At 47.3% G+C, this 23,191-nt stretch carries 21 protein-coding genes and 1 other RNA gene; 12 read left to right on the top strand and 10 right to left on the bottom strand.

The genetic code is table 11. The annotated features are described in order from the left end of the window. Nucleotide 1 precedes the first annotated feature (1 nt). From JWG88_RS13375 to JWG88_RS13365, 3 genes are all read right to left on the bottom strand, one after another. Nucleotides 2-2,161, bottom strand: coding sequence for a response regulator (locus tag JWG88_RS13375; protein WP_205234293.1), 2,160 nt, complete (start codon nt 2,159-2,161; stop codon nt 2-4). 2 nt (nt 2,162-2,163) lie between these two features. Next, nucleotides 2,164-3,009 carry an HDOD domain-containing protein gene (locus tag JWG88_RS13370; RefSeq protein ID WP_205234292.1) on the bottom strand — a complete coding sequence of 282 codons (846 nt, stop codon included), beginning with the start codon at nt 3,007-3,009 and terminating at the stop codon, nt 2,164-2,166. A 456-nt stretch (nt 3,010-3,465) separates the two neighbouring features. Beyond that, the gene (locus tag JWG88_RS13365) at nt 3,466-4,902 is read right to left on the bottom strand and encodes a lytic transglycosylase domain-containing protein (protein ID WP_205234291.1); all 1,437 of its coding nucleotides are present in this window, start codon (nt 4,900-4,902) and stop codon (nt 3,466-3,468) included. Between the two features lie 232 nt (nt 4,903-5,134). Here JWG88_RS13365 and JWG88_RS13360 point away from each other — a divergent pair, with 232 nt between their 5' ends. The 6 genes from JWG88_RS13360 to tyrS all read left to right on the top strand — a co-directional run bounded on the left by JWG88_RS13360 (nt 5,135) and on the right by tyrS (nt 10,640). Beyond that, nucleotides 5,135-5,620: an NUDIX hydrolase gene (locus JWG88_RS13360; protein ID WP_205234290.1), complete on the top strand. Its 486-nt coding sequence runs from the start codon at nt 5,135-5,137 to the stop codon at nt 5,618-5,620. Between the two features lie 221 nt (nt 5,621-5,841). Then, complete coding sequence (locus JWG88_RS13355; RefSeq protein ID WP_205234289.1) at nt 5,842-6,231, top strand: cell division protein ZapB; 390 nt, start codon at nt 5,842-5,844, stop codon at nt 6,229-6,231. Nucleotides 6,232-6,387: 156 nt separating this feature from the next. Continuing rightward, nucleotides 6,388-6,690 carry a cell division protein ZapA gene (locus JWG88_RS13350; protein ID WP_205234288.1) on the top strand — a complete coding sequence of 101 codons (303 nt, stop codon included), beginning with the start codon at nt 6,388-6,390 and terminating at the stop codon, nt 6,688-6,690. Nucleotides 6,691-6,850: 160 nt separating this feature from the next. Next, nucleotides 6,851-7,023, top strand: a non-coding RNA gene (gene ssrS, locus JWG88_RS13345) — 6S RNA. Nucleotides 7,024-7,736: 713 nt separating this feature from the next. Then, the gene (gene rny, locus JWG88_RS13340) at nt 7,737-9,302 is read left to right on the top strand and encodes a ribonuclease Y (protein ID WP_205234287.1); all 1,566 of its coding nucleotides are present in this window, start codon (nt 7,737-7,739) and stop codon (nt 9,300-9,302) included. Nucleotides 9,303-9,428: 126 nt separating this feature from the next. After that, nucleotides 9,429-10,640 (top strand): tyrosine--tRNA ligase, encoded by a 1,212-nt coding sequence (gene tyrS / locus JWG88_RS13335; protein ID WP_205234286.1) that lies wholly within the window; start codon nt 9,429-9,431, stop codon nt 10,638-10,640. 81 nt (nt 10,641-10,721) lie between these two features. Here tyrS and JWG88_RS13330 read toward each other — a convergent pair whose 3' ends face one another. The 3 genes from JWG88_RS13330 to JWG88_RS13320 all read right to left on the bottom strand — a co-directional run bounded on the left by JWG88_RS13330 (nt 10,722) and on the right by JWG88_RS13320 (nt 13,312). Beyond that, entirely contained in the window at nt 10,722-11,147 is a 426-nt protein-coding gene (locus tag JWG88_RS13330; protein ID WP_205234285.1) for a Fur family transcriptional regulator, read from the bottom strand. Nucleotides 11,148-11,439: 292 nt separating this feature from the next. Next, nucleotides 11,440-12,750 (bottom strand): radical SAM family protein, encoded by a 1,311-nt coding sequence (locus tag JWG88_RS13325; protein ID WP_205234284.1) that lies wholly within the window; start codon nt 12,748-12,750, stop codon nt 11,440-11,442. Between the two features lie 139 nt (nt 12,751-12,889). Then, entirely contained in the window at nt 12,890-13,312 is a 423-nt protein-coding gene (locus JWG88_RS13320; protein WP_205234283.1) for a hypothetical protein, read from the bottom strand. An 818-nt stretch (nt 13,313-14,130) separates the two neighbouring features. On the opposite strand from JWG88_RS13320, the gene JWG88_RS13315 reads away from it, so the two are divergent. The 6 genes from JWG88_RS13315 (at nt 14,131) to rlmB (ending at nt 18,411) form a co-directional block, all read left to right on the top strand. After that, nucleotides 14,131-14,652, top strand: coding sequence for an OmpA family protein (locus tag JWG88_RS13315; RefSeq protein ID WP_205234282.1), 522 nt, complete (start codon nt 14,131-14,133; stop codon nt 14,650-14,652). A gap of 190 nt (nt 14,653-14,842) precedes the next feature. Then, on the top strand, nt 14,843-15,376 hold the full coding sequence (locus JWG88_RS13310) for an OmpH/Skp family outer membrane protein (protein ID WP_205234281.1): 534 nt from the start codon (nt 14,843-14,845) through the stop codon (nt 15,374-15,376). A 404-nt stretch (nt 15,377-15,780) separates the two neighbouring features. Then, on the top strand, nt 15,781-16,662 hold the full coding sequence (locus JWG88_RS13305) for a YicC/YloC family endoribonuclease (RefSeq protein WP_205234280.1): 882 nt from the start codon (nt 15,781-15,783) through the stop codon (nt 16,660-16,662). Between the two features lie 20 nt (nt 16,663-16,682). After that, nucleotides 16,683-16,976 carry a DUF370 domain-containing protein gene (locus JWG88_RS13300; protein ID WP_205234279.1) on the top strand — a complete coding sequence of 98 codons (294 nt, stop codon included), beginning with the start codon at nt 16,683-16,685 and terminating at the stop codon, nt 16,974-16,976. 2 nt (nt 16,977-16,978) lie between these two features. Then, nucleotides 16,979-17,596: a guanylate kinase gene (gene gmk / locus JWG88_RS13295; protein WP_205234278.1), complete on the top strand. Its 618-nt coding sequence runs from the start codon at nt 16,979-16,981 to the stop codon at nt 17,594-17,596. Then, the gene (gene rlmB / locus JWG88_RS13290; protein ID WP_205234277.1) at nt 17,593-18,411 is read left to right on the top strand and encodes a 23S rRNA (guanosine(2251)-2'-O)-methyltransferase RlmB; all 819 of its coding nucleotides are present in this window, start codon (nt 17,593-17,595) and stop codon (nt 18,409-18,411) included. Before gmk ends, rlmB begins: the two co-directional genes overlap by 4 nt. A gap of 36 nt (nt 18,412-18,447) precedes the next feature. Here rlmB and rpsA read toward each other — a convergent pair whose 3' ends face one another. From rpsA to murI, 4 genes are read right to left on the bottom strand one after another with little or no spacing between them, the layout of a single operon-like run. Next, on the bottom strand, nt 18,448-19,641 hold the full coding sequence (gene rpsA / locus JWG88_RS13285; protein ID WP_205234276.1) for a 30S ribosomal protein S1: 1,194 nt from the start codon (nt 19,639-19,641) through the stop codon (nt 18,448-18,450). Nucleotides 19,642-19,675: 34 nt separating this feature from the next. Continuing rightward, entirely contained in the window at nt 19,676-21,514 is a 1,839-nt protein-coding gene (locus JWG88_RS13280; RefSeq protein WP_205234275.1) for a RiPP maturation radical SAM C-methyltransferase, read from the bottom strand. Continuing rightward, entirely contained in the window at nt 21,459-22,193 is a 735-nt protein-coding gene (locus JWG88_RS13275) for a LolA family protein (protein ID WP_205234274.1), read from the bottom strand. Before JWG88_RS13275 ends, JWG88_RS13280 begins: the two co-directional genes overlap by 56 nt. Before the next feature lie 44 nt (nt 22,194-22,237). Continuing rightward, on the bottom strand, nt 22,238-23,014 hold the full coding sequence (murI, locus tag JWG88_RS13270; RefSeq protein ID WP_205234273.1) for a glutamate racemase: 777 nt from the start codon (nt 23,012-23,014) through the stop codon (nt 22,238-22,240). Nucleotides 23,015-23,191 lie beyond the last annotated feature (177 nt).

The following is a 23,191-nucleotide window of genomic DNA, read 5'->3' as shown; positions in this document are numbered from 1 at the left end:
GTTAATTTAAGAAAGAATTTTCCTGTTTATCAAGGAGCCATTTTTCCAACACGGAATAGACGATTTCCCGTTTTATCGGCTTGGTTATATAATCGGTCATTCCGGCTTCGAGACAAATTTTACGATCCCCTTTCATGGCATTGGCCGTCATCGCTATGATGGGTATAGAATCGTGACCCGCCTGCCGAATCTTCCTGGTGGCTGTGAGACCGTCCATCTCCGGCATCTGGATATCCATAAGGATGGCATCGAATTCTTTGGGTGATCGTGTATAGGTCTCGACCGCCTCTTTGCCGTTATTGACGATATCAAGAGAATATCCCGCCATTGTCAGAATTACTTTGGCAAGTTTCCGGTTCACTGGATTATCTTCCGCCAGCAGCAGTTTCAACGGTTGCTTGAGCTCCCTCGGAGCGATATACCGGGCTGCTGTATTTTTTCGATCCTTCTCCTCCAGGTCGGATTCGCCCAGCAGCCGGGAAATTGTCCTGAGCATTACCTGTTTTCTTGACGGCCTGGTAAGAAAACCGGTAATACCGCTCTCCCTGCCTCTTTTGGTGATATTTTCCGTGGCGGATGTATAGGCCAACAGTGGAATCGTCTTGCCTCCAAAAGAAAGGTCTCTGACGTTTTCAGCGAATTCATAGCCGGACATACCGGATATCTCCAGGTCAATAATACAAAGGTCATGGGGAGCATTTTGTCGATGTGCTTTATTCAACATTTGCACAGCCGCGCTGCCGTCTCTTGCAACATCCACCTTTAAGCCTGCACTATTGAGCATATCGGCAATAATAGCTGAGCCTCGGGCATTGTCGTCAACGATGAGCACCCGGATATCCTGTAAATCAGAAAAGGTTGGGGCAGATTCAGGCCTTACGTCGGCCTTCTTCAGTCGAGCTGTAAAATGGAAGGTAGTTCCCTGCTCGGCATTGTTTTCAGCCCAGATCATTCCGTCCATCAGTCGCGCAATTCTTCTACAGATGGACAGACCCAGACCGGTGCCCCCATATTTGCGGGTTGTACTGCCGTCAGCCTGCTTAAATGGTTCAAAGATGATGTCGAGTTTATCGCTTGCGATGCCGATACCGGTATCATGGATGGCGGTATGCAAGGTGAGGTGACTCTCGGTTTCCTCTTCCACCTGAATGCTTAGTTCCACCTCCCCTTTATCGGTAAACTTTGCTGAATTGCCGAGCAGGTTGAGCAGCACCTGGCGATATCGGCCGGCGTCGCCGCAGATTTGGGAGGGAAGACGGTCATCAATACGGCAGAGCAGGTCGATGGGTTTGCCGACAAGGCGGGGCTTGATGAGTTCACAGACGTCATGGGCAATGACATCGGGATCGAAATCGATACTTTCAAGCTCCATCTGGCCCGCTTCGATCTTGGAAAAATCAAGAATATCATTGATAATATTGAGTAGTGCCTCTCCGCTTCTTTTTATGATCAGTGCGCTTTCCTGCTGTTCTTCACCGAGTTCGGTCGTGAGCAGGATATCGGTAAATCCTATTACTCCGTTCATCGGTGTGCGGATTTCATGACTCATGGCTGCGAGAAATTGACTTTTGGCGACATTAGCGGCTTCGGCAGCGCTTTTGGCCTTCCTGAGTTGCTGTGTCTGCTGTTCGATTTCCGACTGCAAGGTCCTTGAATATTTCTCCTGCTGCTCCTGGATCATCATATGACCCTTTTGGGTTTCGATGAGCATATCCTGATATTTATTATCGAGAACCTGGAATTTTCTGCCAAACTGCGTTTTTTGTATTGTCAGTTTGCGACTCAGCTTTTCTCTTTCCAGTGTTGTGAAATAGAGGGAAAGAATGGTCTTGAAGAGCAGCAGCCGATCCGGCGAGATCGGCACGCCATCAGGTTCCCGGTAAAACAGGTGACACCTGTAGGCGGGAATTCCCACACAGAGAAATCCTCCTGGTGCCGATTCAACCGGAGTGACAGGTATTCGAGGCGACACAAAGCTTCTCAGCAGCTTCCGCTGCATCGTATCCGCTTCTGCAGCCGAGGTGATAGATATTAAATTTTCATTGCTATCGAGGCAGTGGCAGACTCCACCGGGAAGATTCTTTTCAAGATAGTGCAGTAGAGTTTGAATTTCATCTTTAAACCCCGAATCCTTGCTGAAGAGCGAGAGCGGATCTGTCATAGTCAGTTGTTCCCGTAAAGATCATGGGCCTTTTCCAATTCCTCGGGAAGGTCTTCCAGGAGTACGGTATACTCCTCCATATTTTCATTGACATGATCGACCAGATCCTGCGAGAGGATCACCGTCGTACCGGCGATAGCGCTATAGCCAAGCCGGGCCGCCAGATATTCGGCGATCTGCAGAATTCCAGTCAGGCTGTCAGGAGCCACCACGTCGAGCAGCTGATGGTGATCACGTATCGCCCTTTGAATATCTTCCTGCATTTGCCACTCCCGGGTCAGCAGATAGCCGACTTCGCAATGGTCAGTGCGGAGGTATTGCCGTTCAGAAGTGACAATGGAGTCCTCATCGGTTTCGCAGGCTGCGATAAATTCTTCCCTGGCCACCTGTTCTTCAACGATTATGCCGAAATCATGGAGAATTCCACAGAGGTAGGCATCGTCGCCGTTTATGCCGAAAAGTCTCTCCGCCAGAACCTTGCTGCAGATGCTGACGGCGGCACAATGCATCCACAGATTTTTTCTGGAGTATGCGCCACCCCCACAATCATCTAAAGAGGTAAACATATTTTTAAGGGCGTCGGTGACAGCCAGGTTGTACAGATTCTTCATGCCGATAAAAGCAACAGCCCTGCTTATCGAATCCACTTTCTGGGCCAGCCCGTAATACGGACTGTTTACAAGCCGAAGAAGGCGTACCACCAAGGTAGGATCCATTTTGATAACATCCTCGAAATCCTTCATGGTGGAATCTTCATCATTGATAAGCTTTGAAAGTTTGGTCACCACATGAGGCAGCGTTTTGATTTCATTAAATCTGCTTATAAGGTTTTGTGCTGCAGAGAACATGGATGACTCCGTCTAAGCAAAGAGTAGAAATCGGGATACGGATCTTTCCCGAAGGTCCCGTTGAGAAAATGTGAGTGCGGTAATTATTCGCGAGAATAACCAATTGGCTCATTATACATACTCATCGGCCTGGAGAGTATAAAATATTTAATTTTCTGATTTGCCCCTGAAATTCAGCATTTTCTGATCCAGACCGGGATTCCTCATTTCATCTGGACGTCATAACCCAGTCCTTGGGGGCTCCGCTGCAGCTGTCCGGGCTGCAGAGACCCGTGAAAAGAGCACGGGCCCGAACTTGAGTTGAGGATTAGGGGAATCAGGTTTAATTTTATCCAGATGAAATGGGTGAGGCTGTTAAAAGCAGGGGCATTTGGTTCTGCCGTTCTTGGGGCAGGCATGGAAGGCTCTGCTTTTGGCGTATAACCCATATGGCAGGGATTTGTCTTGGTAAGGATATCAGGTTGGTGGTGTCTTTTTGCCGTCTTTTAGAATGATGGCACCGCTTCCTTCCACGGACGAACCGGGACGGGGCGAGCTGGCATCGGCAACGATTGAGGTGGTTGACGCTGAAGGAATCCGCAGCGACTGACCGGTATAAACCAGTGCCTGGCGGTCCAGGTTATTGGAACTGATGAGGCTTTGTAAAGAGATGCCGAAGCGCTGGGCTATTTTCCCTGCCGTATCTCCTTGTTTTACCAGATACAACTCAGATCTCTTCTGATTTGCCTGGAAGATGGTTCCGGGAAGAGTTGCGGCTAATCGGACTGTTTCGGCATTTTGTGGGAGGCGGAGATGAAAACCTTTCGGGATATATTTTTCTCCCTGCCAGATTGGCTGGCCCAGCGAGGGATTGAGCCGCAGCATCTCTGTGTGGCTGAGATTGAAATGATCGGCAAGAGCTGCTGCACTGGCGAATCCGGGTAAGGCAATACTGAAATTTGCTATCGAGGATTCTTTTAGGACGGCTGGATGAATTTCCAGTCTTTTGGCGACACGAAGGGCGGCGAGGAATTCGGCATAAAAATTGCGCGAGGCAAACTTGAAGTGACCCTGTCGGTAATTTTTAAAGATAGCAGTATAATTGCCTTCCTGCTGTACGGCCCGCTGCATACCGGCATGCCCGTAGTTGTAGGCAGTGATGGCAAGGGGCCAGGTACCGAGGTTGTCAAAATTCTTTTTCAGATACTGGGCGGCAGCGTGGGTGGAGGTCAAAGGGTCGCGCCGCTCGTCAATAATATGGTCGATGGTCATGAAATTCTTGCCGGTGGCGCGGGTAAACTGCCACATCCCAGCGGCACCGAACTTGCTGTAGGCCCTTGTGTCGAAAGAAGACTCCACGTGGGGCAGGTAGGCGAGTTCTTCAGGAAGGTTATACGACCTGAAAATCTGCTTCATCTCTTTCATATAGGCGCCGGAGCGAACAACGCCTTCGATAAAGCGTTCCTTAAGGCCGGTTTGGATACGAATATTTTGCGAAGCCTTTTTCAGTTTTTCCTTGATATCCGGGGGAGCAAACATCTTTAGGACACGCTCTTCCTCGGATGTTGCCGGTTTTTTGCCATCGGCCAGTCGGTCAAGGATAACAGTATATTTATTTCTGATGGTCTTCAGGTAGACCCGATTGACTCTGGAGGCCCCTGGAAGAGAGCCGTCCAGCAAATGTACGGCTTCGTATATAATGGCCAGATTCTCTCTGTCATGAAAAACAGCTGTATTGATCGAATATTCACCATATACTTTTTCCCAGAAGATGACATTGTCGGCTATGCATTGAAATTCAGGGAAATAATTTTTATAAGGAGTGCTGTTTACGGCTTGAGGCAAAAGAGTGAGAAACAGGAGTAGGAGAGTGTAATTCTTGAAGTTGCGAGGAGTGCTTCGCCAATATAACATAAAACCGCTTACTTGTGAGGTTAAGATTGAAGTGGTTACCGCTGATTGCCTTTTGCTTTCCAGTCACCCACTAATTACTGATTATCGGGTATCGAATATCTTGCAATCTGTATCATGTTTTTAGTATCGTCGTTCGCCGGAAAAATCTTCAAATAAATATATATCCGGATGCTCCTGTTGGCGATACAGGTATATACCATAAATATTTTTATTTAAGCATAAGGGGAAGAGGATGTACACTCCAATTTTGGCTACGCTGGGATTTATTCTTTCACCGGACGAGAAAATGACGCTGCTGGTGCACAGGAACAAAAGGCGTGATGATTATCATTTTGGCAAATTTAATGGTCTGGGCGGTAAGTTGGAACCGGGTGAGGATATTGTCTCCTGCCTGAAAAGAGAAATCAGGGAAGAGGCAGGCATAGAAGCCAACAATGTTATCCTGCGGGGGACGGTGAACTGGTCGGGGTTCGGTGGAGAAGGCGAGGACTGGTTCGGTTTTATCTTCCTCGTCAAGAATTACGATGGTTCGCCGTATACCAGCAACAATGAAGGGGAGTTAATGTGGCAGGAGGTGAGCCGGTTGTCCAGCCTGCCGATGTGGGAAGGAGACCGCTTCTTTCTGCCCCTGGTTTTTGATGGTGATCCCAGAGTGTTTCACGGGTCAATGCCTTATGCCGATGGAAAACCACGCAGTTGGCAGTATAGCAGGATCTAGCCGGGACATTTCGCCGCTCATATATCCACGACATATAAATAATGCCTGCAGGTTAAGAGTTGCAGAGAAGATCGAGCATGGTATAGTTGGTTTTTATGGAAAGGTGATTGTTACAGAAAAAGAACAGCAAAGTGCAACCCTTGGAATTGTGCAGATGGGATATTCTTCCGGATGAATTTTGAACAGGTAAGCTTTGCCGATATCATATTGAGAGGTGGGGAATGAGCCAGGGAAGCGAGTTTGAACGTCTTGAGCAATTTGTCGGAAAACTGTTAACACAGTATGACCAACTGCTTGATAAGAATACACAGCTAAAGGGGTTGGTGCAGCAAAAAGAAGATGAAATTCAGGAATTGAAGGACAGACTGAATACTGCTGATTCGGAACGTGGTGATATTTCCAGTCGCATCAAAGGGCTGATTGATCAGATTGAAGAATGGCAATCCGTCGTCCTCGAATCCGAAGAAGATGTCGAAAATGTTGTGGAAGAATCTGCTGTATATGGTCAGGATGCTGTTTCACATGACATGCAGGAAGAAGATCGGGAGGCGAATCTGCAGAGGAATCTCTTTCACGTTGATCAGCGGGGAAATGGCGAGTCCGGTGATTGACCTCAGATCATGGTGTAACCCTGCTGAGTTGAACTCTTTACAGTACCCCTTTGAGGGGTATAAGAACCTTGAGGCAGATCGTTTTCCTGCAAAAAAAACAAGAGAACAATCTGTAAGGAACTAAGTTGCTTACCCCGGGGGCTGACTGAACAAGTTATGTCGGAAAAAGAACGTCTGGTCAGTTTTACATTGCTTGGGCAGAATCATGCCTTTTATACCGGGGCGCCGGAAGAGGAGATGAATCGAATTTTGGCTTTGGTCCGGGAACTGGTCGAGGGTGGAACTGAAAGAACGAGTGGTACCATTCCGGTTAGTAAGGCGGCCATTATGGCCTGTTTGAATATTGCATCACGATATATCAGACTGCAGCAGGAATATGATGAATATAGAAAGGAAAACGATGCCAGGATGGCGGATCTGATAGAAAAGATAGGCGCTGCTCTCCCAGCTGAAAAATGATCAGAGGGTGTATAAAAACGCTTTTGTTTGATGGAATATCTGATATAATGCACCACAGGAAGAGGAGAAAAACTACAACAGGAAATATGTAGTTATTGTTCTGTATTCTCTTCTCCGGAACGAGGAAGGATCAGTCCCCGAGCCGGTTTGAAAATTGAATATTTCCCTGCGCTGTTGGTGATCTTCTGTGTTTGTTGAGCCAACTCTCTTAAAAAGGGCAGCACCACTTTCATCCAATGGAAAATCGTACGCGATTCACCAGAGGTTGATACGAGCAGCCCACCTATTTCGATAGGTTTAACTATCCCGAAGACACGGCAGGGTGGGGAATCCTTCGTGCTCTACAGAATTTAGTACCTTACAGATGTTTTTCTTTGCGAGAAAATAGTCTGTCTCAAGGTTCTCATCCAGCTCAGCTGGGTTTGTACAAGTTCTGTTTTTTATATATCGAGGTTTTTCACTAGGCCTGCAAGACAACAAACAGGATAGTGGGGGTTTCGACTTGGTTGGAAAAGAAGATTGATTACAGCTGGGGTGCTGATTGAACAAGTTTAGGAAAAGTGAAGCTGGATCTGCTTTTTATTCTATCAGTTCGAAAGAATTGGATTCCACTACCATGCTCCGGCAAGGGGAACGTTGGAATTCGCGCTGCTGTGCAGCGAGGTGCCATGAAGACGTACAATGTCTTCTGTTGTGCATTTTTTCGGATTGGTTTCAGGTATAGCTGATGATAATTCATCCCTGACTATCATGAAAGGGTGTAATTGGAGCGATATCAAGTACAGAATATCTCATAATAAAGGATGTAGAGCGCTCGTTTGATATCTGTAATTTTAGAATAACTGTTTTGCCACGATCTGCTCTCTTTTCGACCGTTAAAGTGTGACTATAATTCACGCTGCTGAATGATACCCTGCCGGGAGCTGGCCGGGTATGGCCGACGGCCGATTTTTCTCTGATTGTTCTACTGCGCAGACAATATTTTGTCCTGCGGCCATCTCCCTCCCCCTCATCTGTTGTGCAATCGTTACTTAATAGGATCATATATGGATTTGACAACGTATTCTGCTCTCTTTCTCGTTAGTGGACTGGTGGCTGGTTTGATCGCCGGATTTCTGCTGCGCAAGAAGATTGCAGAAAACCAGTTTCAAAATCTGCAGACCCAGGGAAAGCAGATTATTGAAAATGCTATTGTGGAGGCGGAGCAGCGCAAAAAGGAAGCCCTTCTGCAAAGCAAGGAAGAGGCATACAAACTTAAACAGTCGGTTGAAAAAGAACTGAAAGCGGATAGAGCGGAATTAAAGGACGAAAAGAGATTGCTCAACAAGAAGCGGGAACTGCTCAAGGCAGAGTGGGATTCATTTGATAAAAAGCGTGAAGAACAGGATATTTTCGACAAACAGCTAAAAATACGCGAGACGGATATAAGCAATTGCCTGAAGGAAGCTGAGCAGCTCGTGGGGAAGCGGCGTTATGAGCTATCCCGTATTGCCGGGATAAGTCAGGAAGATGCCAAAAAAATGCTGATGGAATCTCTTGAGAGCGAGGCACGCCTTGCTGCCGGCAAACAACTGGCGCAGATTGAAAACAAAATGAAAATGGAAGCGGACCGCAAAGGGAAGAACATTCTGGCTCTTGCCATTTCACGCTATGCTGGAGATTACGTGGCCGATAAAACCGTTTCCATGGTGCCGTTGCCCAACGACGAAATGAAGGGCCGGATTATAGGCCGTGAAGGAAGAAATATTCGGGCTATCGAAGCGGCCACCGGCATTGATATCATCATAGATGATACTCCCGAGGCTGTTATTCTCTCGGGTTTCAATCCGGTCAGGAGGGAGGTTGCGCGACTGGCACTGCTGCAGCTTATCAGCGACGGCCGCATACATCCCGGACGAATAGAAGAGGTTGTCGAAAAGGTAACCAAGGAGCTTGAAATAACCATGCGTGAAGCAGGTGAGCAGGCAACATTCGATGTCGGCGCCCACGGTGTTCACGTTGATCTGATTAATATCCTCGGCAGATTGAAATACAGGACCAGTTATGGTCAGAATGTATTGCAGCACTCTCTCGAAGTCGCTTTCCTCTGTGGAATAATGGCTGCTGAATTGGGTATTGATGTAAAAATTGCCAAACGTGCCGGCCTTCTCCATGATATTGGCAAGGCCGTCGACCATGAAGTTGAGGGCTCACATGCTATCATCGGACGTGATCTGGCCAGGAAATACGGCGAGGTCAATGAGGTAGTCTATGCCATAGGCGCACATCATGAAGATATTCCGCCTCAAAGTGTTCTTGACGTTCTGGTGCAATCGGCTGATGCCCTTTCCGGTGCTCGACCGGGAGCGAGAAAAGAAATGCTGCAGAGCTACGTGAAGCGGCTTGAAGATCTTGAAGCAATAGCCAACTCCTGCAACGGAGTTGAAAAATCCTACGCCATTCAGGCGGGTAGAGAGTTGCGTATTATTGTCGATTCAAACAAAATCAAAGATAGTGATGCAACTCTTCTGGGACAGGATATTGCCAGAAAAATTGAAGAGCAGCTTACTTACCCCGGACAGATCAGGGTAACGGTTATCAGAGAAACCAGAGCTGTGGAATATGCTAAATGAGTCCTGTTGAGCAGCATAGTGCCAGGGAAAGAGCAATTTCAGAGAATTGCCGTTGTTTCAAATCAAGGTAGACGTTGTATCTACCGGACAGGATATGAATACCAAAATAATCAATAAAGAGAAGAAATGAGCTCCATAGAAGAACAGATTGCCTTGATAGAACGTGGTGCGGTTGACTGCATTTCCAGAGAGGAGCTGCTGGAAAAACTTAAAAAATCAGCGAAGACCGGCATCCCTCTGAAGATCAAGGCAGGTTTTGATCCGACAGCGCCTGATCTGCATCTCGGCCATACGGTTTTACTGCAGAAACTCAAGCATTTTCAAGACCTGGGGCATGAGGTTCAGTTTCTCATCGGTGATTTTACCGGGATGATAGGTGATCCGACCGGCAAATCCGAGACCAGGAAAGCGCTCACCCAGGAGGATGTCGCCAGGAACGCGGAAACCTATAAGGAACAGGTTTTTAAAATACTTGATCCTGAAAAAACCAAGATAGTTTTCAACAGTACCTGGCTCGGCAAGCTGAGCTCCTTCGAAATGATTCGTCTGGCATCAGAGCTGACCGTGGCCCGCATGCTGGAAAGAGAAGATTTCAGAAATCGCTTTGATACCGGGAAACCAATCTCGATTCATGAGTTTCTCTATCCGTTGATTCAAGGGTATGATTCCGTGGCCATGGAGGCCGATGTCGAGCTTGGCGGCACGGACCAGCTTTTTAATGTTCTCATGGGCCGGGATCTGCAGCGTTCCAGAGGTCAGGAACCACAGGTTGTCCTGACCATGCCTCTGCTGGAAGGATTGGATGGCGTCAATAAAATGAGCAAATCCCTGGGGAACTACATCGGTATTACCGAACCGGCCAATGATATCTACGGCAAGGTGCTTTCTATCTCGGATGAGCTTATGTTCCGCTATTACGAATTGCTCAGTGACTTGAGTGCGGCCGAAATTGAGGAACTGAAGCAGCGGATGGAAGGAGGTGACATTCACCCTAAAGAGGTGAAAAAGCAGCTGGCGCGGGAATTGACGGCACGGTTTCATTCCGAAGGCGAGGCTCGCCGGGCGGAGGAAAATTTTGAGAAGGTATTTCAGCAGAAAGGATTGCCCGATGAAATTCCGGAAGTACATGTGACCAGCAGTGAACCGGTATGGCTGCCCCAGCTGCTGGTTGATGCTCAGCTTGTTAAATCGACTTCCGAAGGGCGGAGGATGGTAAAGCAGAACGCTGTTTCCCTAGATGGCGAAAAGATACAGGACATGAATATCAATGTTGAACCTGAGGGAGCGGTACTTCTCCGAGTCGGCAAGAGAAGGTTTTGTAGAATTCTTTTTCAGTGATATACCTTTATTCTTGCCTGAAGGCCCCATGGAGTCATGATGGAGTGGCCGGTTGTCAGCATCATGAGAAGATGATTGATTTCAGTTGATGGAATCTTCCTCCTGCAGCTTGTTGTTCTTCCGGCAGTCACTGCAGATCCCTGAGAACTCGATGTGGTGCCCGAGAATCTGATAATTGGTTGCCACAGCGGCCCCCTCATTTATATGATGCTGGACGGGAATATCAATATCATCTACTTTGTCACAGCAATTGCAGCGAATATGGTAATGGCATTCAGTAGTTGCATCGAAACGCTTCTGTGTCCCACCAACTTCAAGTTTGAGAATAATTCCGCTTTCGGCCATAAGCTCCAGGTTTCTGTAGACAGTGCCCAGGCCAATGCGCGGCAGTCTTTTTCTTACCATATCGTAGACTTCATTTGCCGTAGGGTGTGAGGTGACTTTGTTCAGCTCTTCCAGGATGATCTGCCTTTGTGTGGTGAGTCGCATATTGGGTAAATGGTCCATAGAATTTCTTCCTGCTTCTGATTGGCTGTTTCATCCGGAAGTAATCATGTGTGTTTATCTAAGGCTGGATTTGAACGCTGATTCATGTGATAATCACAAATGATATTGCTCCGTCAGTTTTCAGCCCTTGAGATAAAAAACCGAGTGTTTCCAGATAAAGGTGGGAATAGTAATAAGCTTTATCACATGGCATAGTATATCAAAAAGTGGAAATTTCAACCATAAATTTGAGTCTCCGTCCGAAAGTCAGCGATGCTGCCAACAGTGATCCCTCTGATATTACCGAATTAGTTTATTGCAGGTATGGATTGAAATAGCCGAAGCCAAGAGAGGGAAAGCTTTTGTGCAACGCATCTCTCCACGCCCGAATTCCCATGGTTTGCGCCTCACCAGGAAAGCTGATGCAGCGCAGATACCATAAGGGATCCATATTCAGGTTGCGCAGTTGGATAAGGTCTGGTGAGCAGCGCTCAATCAGTCTGCTTAAGGCATCGAATTCAGTGACAGAATCGGTGAATCCCGGGAGGATAAAGTAATTGAGGGAGACGAATTTTCCGGCATCCTTCATGATTTTTATTGAGAGTTCAACGTCCTCATACCTGTAATTAGAAGGTCGATAGTATGATGTATAGTATATTTCCTGGGCAGAATTCAGGCTGACCCGAAGGCTGTCAAGGCCGCTTTGCGCCAATACTTTAACCTTTGCGGGAAGACTGGCGTTGGAATTCAGGTTAATTGTGCCGCTACTCGTGGAGTTGCGTATTTTGCGGATAGCCTTTTCAATCGTTTCCGCCTGAAGAAGCGGTTCCCCTTCACATCCCTGGCCAAAGCTGACGATTGGCCGTTCCGCCTTTTTGATATGTTCCACGGCAAGTTCGTGGATTTCAGCGGCAGTGGGAACAAAGCGGATGCGTTCCTGGGTAGAGGGACAGCAGCCGGACGGCTGCAGTGAAATACAGCCGATGCAGTGGGCGTTGCAGGTGGGGGACGTCGGCAGGGGAGCCTCCCAACGTCCCAGAAAATAGTTGCGTGCCGCTGGGCAGGCATAGGTTAAACAACATTTACCCAAGTGCTGTATTAATCTATTATCAGGGTACTGCGCCATCAGTTTTGGTGTCTTTTTATTCAGGACCGACTGTTTGAACTGCCCTGCGTCCTGGCGTATATCGCTGTCGCTTCGAAATCCGCTGACCCAGAATCTGCCGTCATACCAGCCTACTGCCGTGTAGGCGAAGAGGGGCAATGGTTCCAGGTTTTCCTGCTTTTCCCGAAAGGCGCTGTTGAGGATAGCTGTATGTGCCGGCGCCATGAACGCGGCAACCGCTTGTATTCCAAGATCGGCATCAAAAGGATTTTCTTCAAGCAGTAGCGGCTCACCGGTTTGAGGATCGATACCGACAGGGAGGCGATCCGGCAGGAGAAATAGTTCGCTGCCTTCGGGAAGAGGTATTAAATCTTCTAAGGCAGGAGACAAGAAGCGACCATTGCTCATGCCAGCCATGGCAAGTGGGGAAAAATCGGAGATATTTCCTTTTCCGTCTGCAAAAACAAGAAAAGGAGAGACGGCAGGATGCATATTAGATGGTTGTCCGAGAATAGGCATTTTTTCTCAGATCAGGTGCGAACTTGTAAGAATCCGGGGCCACTTTGAAAAATAAGCACAGCTATGTATTTGACATTGCGAGTATTGTTTTTATAAAATAACTCGGAGGCGGAAAAAAAGGGCATTCTTGGACAGCCTCCTAGGGACGTAAGACCTTAAGTACTGAATCAAGTGATCTGTAAATATCGAGATCTTCACCGAAAATATCCTGAATATCACCATGTTCAATGAGATCTTCAATAATAAATTGAGTCAGATAGAGACTTACTATATTGGGATCCTGAACCAGCGTCCTGACGGGGGCAAGTTTAAGTTGCAGATCGAAATCCTCAAGGTCGACAAGCTTGCGCAGTTGTTTCTCAAAGACTTTCTGGATAGACTCGACTGATGTTGTTTCAATATTTTTTCGATCAATAAGACGCTGTACGATTTTGGTGGCAAGTGTTTCCGAATTATCCCTCGCCAGAATGAACATCTTGCGCCTTTCCTGTTCCCGCTTCCTGTCGATTGCCCGAATTGTTTTATCTGTGGTGCGTGTATGACTGACGTGTGCTTTTGCCATGTATATCTCCTCCTGAGGTTGCCGAGCTCCATTTTTGTTCGGTTACCTAGCAGATTGTTAAAATTATTTCTTCAAAATCATTCTATACCGATCGAAAAATTATCACTACAATAAAGTTGAACCCAGGAGTTCATTTTTCCTGAAGTTCCTGACAGCTTCTCCATTGATGTCGTTGCTAGAATCATTGAATTTGGTATCCAGCAATTTAAGAGTTTCGTGGCAACTTTTTACGAAACCAACAAAATTGGTACGTTCACTAACAGAAATCAGATACCTTTGTCCAGAAAAACCAGGAAGTGATATTGCAAAATGTTTCTCGGTAAAGATAATCTGCCTGGACAGAGAATTTTACGTAAGAGGTACTCAATATATCGGGGACCGTGCTTTTTTTAAAAAAAGAGTTACGGCAATGTCCAACACGGCTGATCTGCTGCTCAATAAAAAAATCCTTCGGTGAGCCATTGTAATTTTTTAAGGTATGAGTACTATATAGCCTGTTTAAAACTTAATATACTCAAATTACAAGAGAATGGTGGTATTGCGGGTTGAATGAAGCGGTAAGTTGTCCATCGTGGACGATTCAGTTTTTTTGAAATTCCTAATATGATCTTTTATTTAGAGTGATCGAGGTAGACGGTATTATATTTAGAAAAGTCCAAACGGAAAATAGTACTTGAAATTAGTACGTTTTCTTTTATATTTAGTGGGCTGAAGGCCGCTCACTAATCTGCTGACTGATCTGAAAAATAATGCTACAGCAAGTTAATCGGCTTGGTTGATTTTGTTCATATATTACTAAGCAAACGGAGGTTTTAACTATGACAAACAGGATTCAGGTGTTGCTGCTCGCTGGTGTGGTTTTTTCTTTTCTTACTCTTTCAGGTTGTGGATCGGATAGCCGTACCGGCGAAGAGCTTGCTCCAACAGATCCGGAAAGCCAGGTCATGGGCCAACCGGAATCGCTGGATTCCCCGGAGAATCCTACCATTTCCGAAGGACGTACATCCGCTCCTATGCTGCCGGTCTATTTTGATTTTGATGATTCCAGCATCCGGGACGATCAAGTGGACAGAATAGTGACTAATGGTGATTTCATGAAGGAAAACAATGAAGTCAGCGTCCGCATAGAAGGTAACACCGATCCCCGTGGTACCAATGAGTATAATATGGCCTTGGGTGAACGCCGTGCACTCAGTGCCAAAAATTATCTGCAAAACCTCGGTATTGATGAGAACAGATTGACCACCATTAGTTACGGCGAGGAAAGAATTCTTCTTCATGGTCATGATGAACTTTCCTATGCCCAGAACAGAAGAGATGATTTTGTTATAATCGAGTAAATTATAGTTCTTTAGATCCAATAACATATGAGCTGCTGAACAGGCAGACATGCCAGGGAGTGAGCTGCAATACGATATTTTTTTTGAAAAATAACGGAAAGCTCCCTGGAAGCGTATAATTTGATTGGATCTGAAGAAAAAAAATAGCTTGATGAAGTTAAAAAAAAGTAGAGCAAAGCCGGAGATAAATATGTGCCTTAAGTATCTGAAAATTCTTGTTGTTTGTCTTTCCTTAAGCCTCTGTACCAGCTTGGGTGCTCTTGCTGCCCAAGGTGATGCTTTAAAAGTTGGGATAATGAATGTCCAGAAGGTTCTGGTTCAATCAGAGCCCGGTTTAAAGGCGAAAGCGGTTTTTGAGAAGAAAAAGAGCGAGCTGGAGGCTGCCTTCAGAGGGGACCAGCAAGAGTTGGAGAAACTTCAGGAAGAGATAGAGAAGAAGAGTTCTGTCTGGAGTAAGGAAAAGAAGGAAGAACAAATTCTTGAGTTTAACAGAAAGCGCCGTGACCTGCAGACCAAAACCGAAGATGCCGGCATGGAAATGAAAAGACTGCAGGACAAAGAGCTTGAACCCATTATTAAAGTGCTTGAGGGTGTTGTCGATACATACGGTGACAAAAATGGCTACTCCATGATCCTGGATTCCAAGAATGGTGTTATTTTTTATAATAAAGACCTGGATATCAGTGACGCTCTTATCGAAGAGCTGAATAAGGCTATGAAATAGTAGATGACCTCTGACAGAGGTCAGCTCAGAGAATCGCCAACAGAAAACGATGCCGGAGAGTTTCTCCGGCATCGTTTTGTTGTTTCGAGGTGATTATTCAGCAGGATCCTATCTGAACAGTTACCGTTCATGGTAAACTGCTGGTTTTTAGCTCATTGCTGATAGTTTCGTTTCGAGCAGGGAAAACCATGTTTAGCCCTTTCTCCTGGAAGACTGTCAGAAAAAAAAGAAAAACGAATAATGAATGTATCTGATAACTGTGAATTGTTCTCTATACGAAGATACATATCCCATTTGGACATCGGATTATGATGGCTTACCTTTCTCCGGGCTTATATCTTCTCTCCATCGGGAGTTTTAATATTGCCACTTAACGATATTATAAATAACTGCAGGTATAACTGATGACAGTGAAAAGCATGACCGGCTTCGGCCGGGGAGAGTCTGAGAAAAGCGGAAGGGTCTGGACTACTGAAATCCGCTGTGTCAACAACCGCTTTCTTGACGTTAAAATCAAGCTACCGCGCGGGTATACTGCCCTGGAAGAGAGAATACGCAAAAAAGTTGCTGACTATCACCAGCGCGGCAGAGTAGACCTCGTCCTCAATGTTCAGGGAGATTTTTCCGATCTGCAGAAACTCTCCGTCAATGCCGCACTTGCTGCATCCTATAGGGAGACTCTGGCGCAAATGGCCAAAGAACTCAAGATTAAGGATGATACTACCCTTTCTCAGCTTGCCTCATATCCCGATGTTCTGGTCAGGGAACAGCAGAGCGAGGACCTTGAGAGTGTCTGGGTAGTCATTGAGCAGGCCGTGACTGAAGCACTTCAGGGATGTGAGGAGATGCGAAAGCAGGAAGGGGAGAGTCTTCGCGCCGATTTACAAAAAAGGATTGGAGCTTTTGTTGCCGACATCGCCAGAATCGAGATAATAGTACCGACATTGGTTGAAAAAAGGGAACAGAGTCTGCGTCAACGACTGGAAAAACTGCTGGCAAATGTTGACCTTGATCCTCTGCGTTTAAGTCAGGAAGTGGCGATAATGGCGGATAAGACAGACGTCACCGAGGAGTTGGTCAGACTGCGTAGCCATATTGATCAGTTCGAAAGATTTCTTAAAGAAAACGGCAGTGTCGGGAGAAAGCTGGATTTTCTTATCCAGGAATTTTTACGTGAGGTCAATACCCTGGGATCGAAAATCAACGATGCTGAAACGGCGCACCTCACCGTCGACCTGAAAAGCGAACTTGAAAAGATACGTGAACAGGTCCAGAATATAGAATAAGGACTGTGAGAGAGAAAGATATGCAATTGCTGAATGTGGGATATGGGAACACGGTCATGGCCGACAGAATCGTTGCGGTTATCAACACAGGTTCTTCGCCTGCCCGTAAGCTCAAGGAGCTCGCCAAGAAAAATGGAAAATTGCTGGATGTGACCGAAGGGAGACGTACCCGTTCAATCATCATCATGGATTCCGATCATATCGTTCTCTCTTCCGTGCAGACGGAAACTATCGGTCAGCGCATGCTGGCGCTGCAAACCCGTTATCATCTCGAGGACCTTGTTACTGCGCATAAACAAAAGGTATCAGCTTAGTCATGAACGTTGGAAAACTTTTTATATTGTCCGCTCCTTCAGGGACCGGAAAATCCACCATCCTGAAAAAAGTGATGAATGATCTGGAGGGCGTAGCCTTTTCCATTTCCCATACTACGCGGGAGCCGCGCAAGGGTGAAAAAGATGGGGTGGACTACCATTTTATTGATCGCAGCGTTTTCATGTCCATGAAGGAGAAAGGGGATTTTCTCGAAGACGCCAATGTCCATGGAAACCTCTATGGCACAAGCAGGCGAGGGGTCGAGGAGCAGAGAGCGGCAGGTCTGGATGTGATTCTGGATATTGACGTTCAGGGTGCCGGGATCATTCGTGAATCCGGGGAAAGCGAAGCGCTGTATATTTTTCTTGCTCCGCCGAGCCTTGAGGAGCTGGAAAGACGCCTTCGCGGAAGGGGACTTGATGATGATGAGACTATTATCACGCGCCTTAAAAACGCTCGCCGGGAAATGCAGGCCATTAATGAATTTGAGTATGTCATCATCAATGAAAAAATAGATGAGGCCGCGCGGATGTTTGAAGCTGTCATTCTTGCTCAGAGGTCGAGAGATCGCCGGCATATCACCGGATCACCTTTACCTTATACGACGTGGTGCTCATGAAAAATCAACGATCCCGGCAAGCAGGCGCAGGCGATAGAGAGAGGCGGTTAACGCTCAGCGATGATCTTATCTGGGGAATTCATCCGGTCTTTGAGGCACTTCAGGAGGAACCAGAGCGGATTGCCGAGTTGATACTGGTCAAGGAGAAGCGGGGAACAAAATGGGAAGAGATAATTGAAAGTGCACGTCTCCATGGGATTAAGCTTTCCTTCGTTTCAACACTCAAGCTTGCCGGTGAAAACAGCTCACAGATTCGTCATCAGGGAATTGTTGCCAGAATGAGCCATACACCATTACTGCCCTTTGCAGAACTGGTGGAAAAATTCAGGAAAATGGTGAGTCGGGGTGAGCGGCCCAGACTGCTGGCCTGTGACACTCTGCAGGATCCTCACAATCTGGGAGCCATCATCCGCTCAGCCCATGCATCGGGTGTGGCCGGTGTCGTGATAACCCGGGAGAAATCTGCGCCACTCGGCGGCATAGCGGCAAAATCGTCGGCCGGGGCCATATCTCATATCGATATCTGTCAGGTGACAAATCTGGCCACAGCACTGCAGCAGCTGAAAGACGCCGGTGCCTGGGTATTTGGGGCAGTTAAGGAGAGCGAGTCGCAGTCGCTTTATCAAACAGATCTGTGCCTGCCCGCCTGTATTGTCGTAGGTGGCGAGGGCAAAGGTATCCGGCCGCTGGTGCGAAAACAATGTGATCTCCTGATCGCCATCCCCATGATCGGCCGGCTTGATTCACTTAACTCATCCGTTGCCGCTGCTGTTATCATGTTTGAAGCGATGCGTCAGAATATGGCCAAGAAGTAACGCGGTTCGAAAGCCGGCAAGAGCCCTCTTATTTTCTTATTTCTTTTTTTCCTCGAGTTTCGCCTTGAGAAGAGCTCCCAGGCTACCTGTATCCGCATCATTCTTCTTGCTGCCCGCTTTATATTTCGTATATTCCTGCCTTTCGATCTCCGCCTCGTCCTCCGGCGTCTGGTAATCCGAAGGCGTAAGGCTTATTCGTTTTTCATCCTCATCAATTCCCTCAATGATCACCTCGATATCTTGCCCTTCCTCAAGAACCTCCCGGGGATGGTTGATTCTGCGACCGCCGCCAAGTTTGGAGATGTGGAGCAGGCCATCTACTCCCTCAACCAAGGTAACAAAAGCGCCAAACTGGGCGAGGCGGGAAACCTTTGCCTGGATTTTTGAGCCGACCGGGAAATTCTTGATGAAATTGTCCCATGGGTCTTCCAGGGTCTCTTTCAGGCTCAGGGAAATACGATCTTTTTCCCAGTCGATGCTTTTGATCATAACATTGACTTGCTGGCCTACTGAAAAATGATCGTCGATGTTCTCCACTCTGCTCCAGCCGACCTCGGAGATGGGAATGAGGCCGTCGACCCCGCCGATATCGGCAAAGGCACCGAAATCTCTAATCGAGGTGATAGTGGCCTGGACGATCTGTCCCTCCTCAAGGGTTTCCCGGAGTGCCGCTTTCTGCCGCTCCCTCTCTTCTTCCTGAACGGCGCGGGCGGAAACTACCAGATTGCGTCCATTCTCTTCAAAACGCGTGATAAGAAAAGTCATGCGGGTATCGAGATAAGCAGCGGCCGCATCTTCAACCCGGCGTAGTCCCATCTGAGAATAAGGACAGAAAGCTCGGGCATTGCCGGATAAAGTGATTTCAAAACCACCTTTTATCTCCGCCTTAACATATCCTTCAACGGGGATATGGTTTCGCCAGGCCTCTTCAAGATGGGCCAGGCTGGCGCCTGAGCCGAGCCTGGTGGTGAAGACCTGCTCCGATTTTTTGGCCTGAAGAAAATAAACTTCGACGGTATCGCCGGGCTGAACAGTGATGTTGCCTTCTTCATCGGTCAGCTCGGCAGCTTCGAGAATTCCTTCGCTTTTTCCGCCTACATCAAGAAAAATATTCTCTCCGCTCACTCCGGCAACAACGGCTTTGACTTTTTCTCCGGGGGAGAGCTTTTTCAGATTCCTGCTTTCTTCTGATTTAAAGAGCTCTTCAAAGCTGTCACTAAAATTTTCCATTGTTTTTTACCCGATAGATTTTTTTCTATTGAAGCTAATGCGAGCGAATCGCAAGAGCCAGAAATTGTTTATTTTCCTGATAAAGAAGCTGTTTTTTACTGAGGTCATCGAAAAAATTCAAGAGGGTTTTCCGCGGCAGTTCCGGAAACTGCCGGGTAATTTCATCTAAATTTCGTATCACTCGGCAGAAAAGATAAATCTTGCGGGACTTTCCCCGCAGTCGGTGGAGCAGTGGCGCTTCCTCGGAACGAACCTGCCTGATGACAAGAAACGAGCCTCCATCCCGGTAACTTAAGAGAGGGGAATCTTTACAGCGTTTTTTGTGGACATCCTGCCATTTCCGGATCATCTCCCGCACCGGTTGCCACCGCATGCGCTGAATTGATTTATCACCACGATAATCTTTTATAAGCAGATCCATTTTCTCCATTATCGCTGAAGGAAAGAGCTCGTTGTAATGGGCATGTGCAGTTACGGCACGGATGGAGAATTCCGAGGGATTTATGTCTATAGCAGAGCCCGAGCCCAGAAAAAACGTCGCTGCGGAAAGTGGGTGAAAGGGTAGGGCGTACTCAAGATTTGCAAGGGTCTCAGCTGCTTCTTGTTCTGATGAACCCGGAAATTCAACGATCAGATTACCATCCAGGGTTATTGAGTTTTCCGCACAGTGCTTCATCACTGCCAGATTCTCGATAACCGTGGTACCCTTGTTCATTTTCGCCAGCAGGGAGTTGGAAAAAGATTCGATTCCCACCTGGACCGTGGTAAGTCCGCCGCTGCGATACAGTGAAAGTTTTTGCGGATCCTTAATCGCTCGAATCTCGGCAAAAAAATGCAGATCGATATCCCATTTCCGAATGGTGGAAAAAAATATATCAGTTTCCGAAACAGGCAGGGCATTGTCGCAGAAAGTAAAATCAAGAGAGTGGAGCCGGTCATGCAGCTGCTTTACCTCAGAGCTCATTTTAGCTGCAGATTTACGACGATAGCCATGCCATTGCAGGTTGAGATTGCAGAAAGTGCAGTGCCGCCACCAGCACCCTCTGGAGAATTCTATCGGCAGCACCGGACTGAAGGGTTTGCCGGGAAAGACATGTTCAAGTTCATTAAAATAGGGATGGTAATCAGGTGTTGGCAAGGTATTCAAATCAGCGATGGCATTGGTTTTTCCGTCGGCTGCCGCAACACTCGTCTGCGAAGGCGGTGCATTGCCTTTTTCCAAGGCACGACAAAGATTCAGAAGTTTCTTTTCGCCTTCTCCTTTGATGACATAGTCTATCTGAGAAAAAGCACGGCTCATCGAATCTCCCATATTGCCGACGCAGGAGGAACCTCCGAAGACCACAGGAGTAGCAGGTGTTATCTCTTTGATCCTGACTGCCGCCGCCAGGGAAGCGAAGAGCTGACTGAAGCAGACACTGAAGCCGAGGAGCCGGTAACCCTTAAATTCGGTTGATCTGGTCCATTCATTCAGCTGGTTCTCCAGTGAATTGTAAATGGCATCGAACTTCCCGGCGATTTCGGGATTGTCTGCACAGCTCCTGTGGAAAAGCCTGGCGGCCTGCTCGCGCCTTTCCGGAAAAAGAATGGCGGCATAGATGGCTTCACCTGACCAGCTGTTTTTAGAAAGATAGGTATAGATATCAGTTCCAATATGTTTGGCAGTGGAGAGATAGGGATGAAAACAGTCAACAGCGATATCGCTGTTATTTTCAATATAGGCCTTCAGCGCCCCCAGTTGCACGGATGGTCGGTTAAATAAGGACCAGGGCATGGAGATCAGGGCTATAGTCGAGGATGTGTCGCTGACGGCCATCTTACTGGTGGATGATTTCGGTGCCTTCCGGTGGGGTGAACTGAAAGAAATCCTCATCAATCAGCTTACCGCTTGCGGTGAGACTGTTTTCTTTGATATTGCTGAGATTCAGCAGGGTGACGGTATCGAAAGTGTCCCTGATTTCAATCCGCTTAATTTGAGTAGTATCCAAAAACCACAGGCGAATATCCTTGATCTGCGACCTGGTTTCCCGGGGAACGAGCAGTATTGACGCATAATCGTTTATCTCCGAGGTCTCCTCAAGCTCGGGTCCTTCCTTGACGATAAAGTCATGGTGCAGATCGCTTTGTCCGGTGAAAAAGGAATAGGTTATATCCTGCTGCAGGGTATCTGCAGGGGCAACAATCATCTGGTTGAGGTTTGAAAAATACATGATCAGAGTGGTACCATCGCTCAGTATTACCTGGCTATCGGGGGTCTGGTAATTCCAGCGCACTTTTGCACCTTCATCGGTCTTGGCAAAGTAAGCCTGTCCACTGGCCTGGCGGGGGCGACCGCTCATTTGTCCCATGGTGCGCTGAGTGAAGGTGAAGCTCAGGCTGTCGAGGGAACTGAGGTGTTCAGCCAATTGCTGTGCGATTTGCAGCGGTTTCTCATCCTCTGTTGCGGAAAGGGCGGAAGGCATCCAGACGAGTGACATACAAGAGAAGAAGAAACAGACCCAGCTGAGCTGGATAACAACCTTTAGACCGATTATTTTCTTGAAAAAAAACAAGGATACCTTCTGTAACGTACTAAATATGCTGAGCGAAATATTTTTCATGGTGATAACAATTCCACGGGGCGGCCGAATATTGTTGAGGCGATTACACGGGCGGATTCGGTAATATCCGAGAGATATATGCGGTGTTCCACAATACCTTTCTCTTCCGGAGAATCCGGTAAGGACAAAAGTTGATCCCGCAGGGAATACGCAACCTCGACAGAGGAGTCGATGAGGGTGACCCTTTTACCAGAGCGCGCCTGAATCAGGGGCTTGAGCATCGGATAATGCGTGCATCCCAGAATAAGAGTGTCGATCCGTTTATCCTTAAGTGGATGGAGATAACGGCGAATGATCATCTTGGTCTCCTGTCTGGTGGTCCATCCTTCTTCAACGAGGGGCACAAGCAGAGGGCAGGGAACTGAAAATACTTTGTAGTCGGGATTCAAACTGCCGATGCTTTGCTCGTATATACCGCTGTTAATAGTGGCCCGCGTACCTATGATGCCAATCCTGCCTGAAACGGAGACAGCCACGGCTTTTGCCGCTGCCGGTCCGATGACCTCGAGCACAGGAACATCAAATTCAGCTCGCAGGCTATTTGTAGCGACACTTGAAGCGGAGTTGCAGCCGATAACAATGAGCTTTGCCCCGTTTTCAAGAAGAAATTCAGCATTGCGCAGGGAATAGTCAATGATGACTTCCGCGCTTTTTGTTCCGTAGGGTGTTCTGGCGGTGTCACCGAAGTAGAGAAGCGAACGGTTCGGCAATAATGATTCTATTGCCCGGGCTACCGTCAACCCTCCTATGCCGGAGTCAAATATTCCTATCATAGGGGTTACGTCTGAAATATCAAAGTAGTTGTATTATGGTTTTTTATTAAAACTATTCGGCAGAAGATTGACCAACAACGAGGCGACTATCACTCTTCTCAACCAAACAGGGATATACCAGAACCGGACAGGAACGACAAGAACGATTTCTAACCCAGCTGGGCTGGATAAGAAACC

It is taken from the genome of Desulfopila inferna, assembly GCF_016919005.1.
GTDB classification, from domain to species: domain Bacteria; phylum Desulfobacterota; class Desulfobulbia; order Desulfobulbales; family Desulfocapsaceae; genus Desulfopila_A; species Desulfopila_A inferna.
The sequence above is the reverse complement of the archived record's forward strand: the minus strand, read 5'-3'. Positions and strand labels throughout refer to the sequence as shown.

What these genes read in the sequence shown, in the direction of transcription:
- JWG88_RS13360 (WP_205234290.1), top strand. Translation starts at nt 5,135, where the DNA reads ATGTACACTCCAATTTTGGCTACGCTGGGATTTATTCTTTCACCGGAC.
- rpsA (WP_205234276.1), bottom strand. Translation starts at nt 19,641, where the DNA reads ATGGAAAATTTTAGTGACAGCTTTGAAGAGCTCTTTAAATCAGAAGAA.
- tyrS (WP_205234286.1), top strand. Translation starts at nt 9,429, where the DNA reads ATGAGCTCCATAGAAGAACAGATTGCCTTGATAGAACGTGGTGCGGTT.
- JWG88_RS13375 (WP_205234293.1), bottom strand. Translation starts at nt 2,161, where the DNA reads ATGACAGATCCGCTCTCGCTCTTCAGCAAGGATTCGGGGTTTAAAGAT.
- JWG88_RS13305 (WP_205234280.1), top strand. Translation starts at nt 15,781, where the DNA reads ATGACAGTGAAAAGCATGACCGGCTTCGGCCGGGGAGAGTCTGAGAAA.
- rny (WP_205234287.1), top strand. Translation starts at nt 7,737, where the DNA reads ATGGATTTGACAACGTATTCTGCTCTCTTTCTCGTTAGTGGACTGGTG.
- JWG88_RS13365 (WP_205234291.1), bottom strand. Translation starts at nt 4,902, where the DNA reads ATGTTATATTGGCGAAGCACTCCTCGCAACTTCAAGAATTACACTCTC.
- rlmB (WP_205234277.1), top strand. Translation starts at nt 17,593, where the DNA reads ATGAAAAATCAACGATCCCGGCAAGCAGGCGCAGGCGATAGAGAGAGG.
- JWG88_RS13355 (WP_205234289.1), top strand. Translation starts at nt 5,842, where the DNA reads ATGAGCCAGGGAAGCGAGTTTGAACGTCTTGAGCAATTTGTCGGAAAA.
- JWG88_RS13370 (WP_205234292.1), bottom strand. Translation starts at nt 3,009, where the DNA reads ATGTTCTCTGCAGCACAAAACCTTATAAGCAGATTTAATGAAATCAAA.
- JWG88_RS13320 (WP_205234283.1), bottom strand. Translation starts at nt 13,312, where the DNA reads ATGGCAAAAGCACACGTCAGTCATACACGCACCACAGATAAAACAATT.
- JWG88_RS13325 (WP_205234284.1), bottom strand. Translation starts at nt 12,750, where the DNA reads ATGCCTATTCTCGGACAACCATCTAATATGCATCCTGCCGTCTCTCCT.
- gmk (WP_205234278.1), top strand. Translation starts at nt 16,979, where the DNA reads ATGAACGTTGGAAAACTTTTTATATTGTCCGCTCCTTCAGGGACCGGA.
- JWG88_RS13350 (WP_205234288.1), top strand. Translation starts at nt 6,388, where the DNA reads ATGTCGGAAAAAGAACGTCTGGTCAGTTTTACATTGCTTGGGCAGAAT.
- murI (WP_205234273.1), bottom strand. Translation starts at nt 23,014, where the DNA reads ATGATAGGAATATTTGACTCCGGCATAGGAGGGTTGACGGTAGCCCGG.
- JWG88_RS13315 (WP_205234282.1), top strand. Translation starts at nt 14,131, where the DNA reads ATGACAAACAGGATTCAGGTGTTGCTGCTCGCTGGTGTGGTTTTTTCT.
- JWG88_RS13330 (WP_205234285.1), bottom strand. Translation starts at nt 11,147, where the DNA reads ATGGACCATTTACCCAATATGCGACTCACCACACAAAGGCAGATCATC.
- JWG88_RS13280 (WP_205234275.1), bottom strand. Translation starts at nt 21,514, where the DNA reads ATGAGGATTTCTTTCAGTTCACCCCACCGGAAGGCACCGAAATCATCC.
- JWG88_RS13300 (WP_205234279.1), top strand. Translation starts at nt 16,683, where the DNA reads ATGCAATTGCTGAATGTGGGATATGGGAACACGGTCATGGCCGACAGA.
- JWG88_RS13310 (WP_205234281.1), top strand. Translation starts at nt 14,843, where the DNA reads ATGTGCCTTAAGTATCTGAAAATTCTTGTTGTTTGTCTTTCCTTAAGC.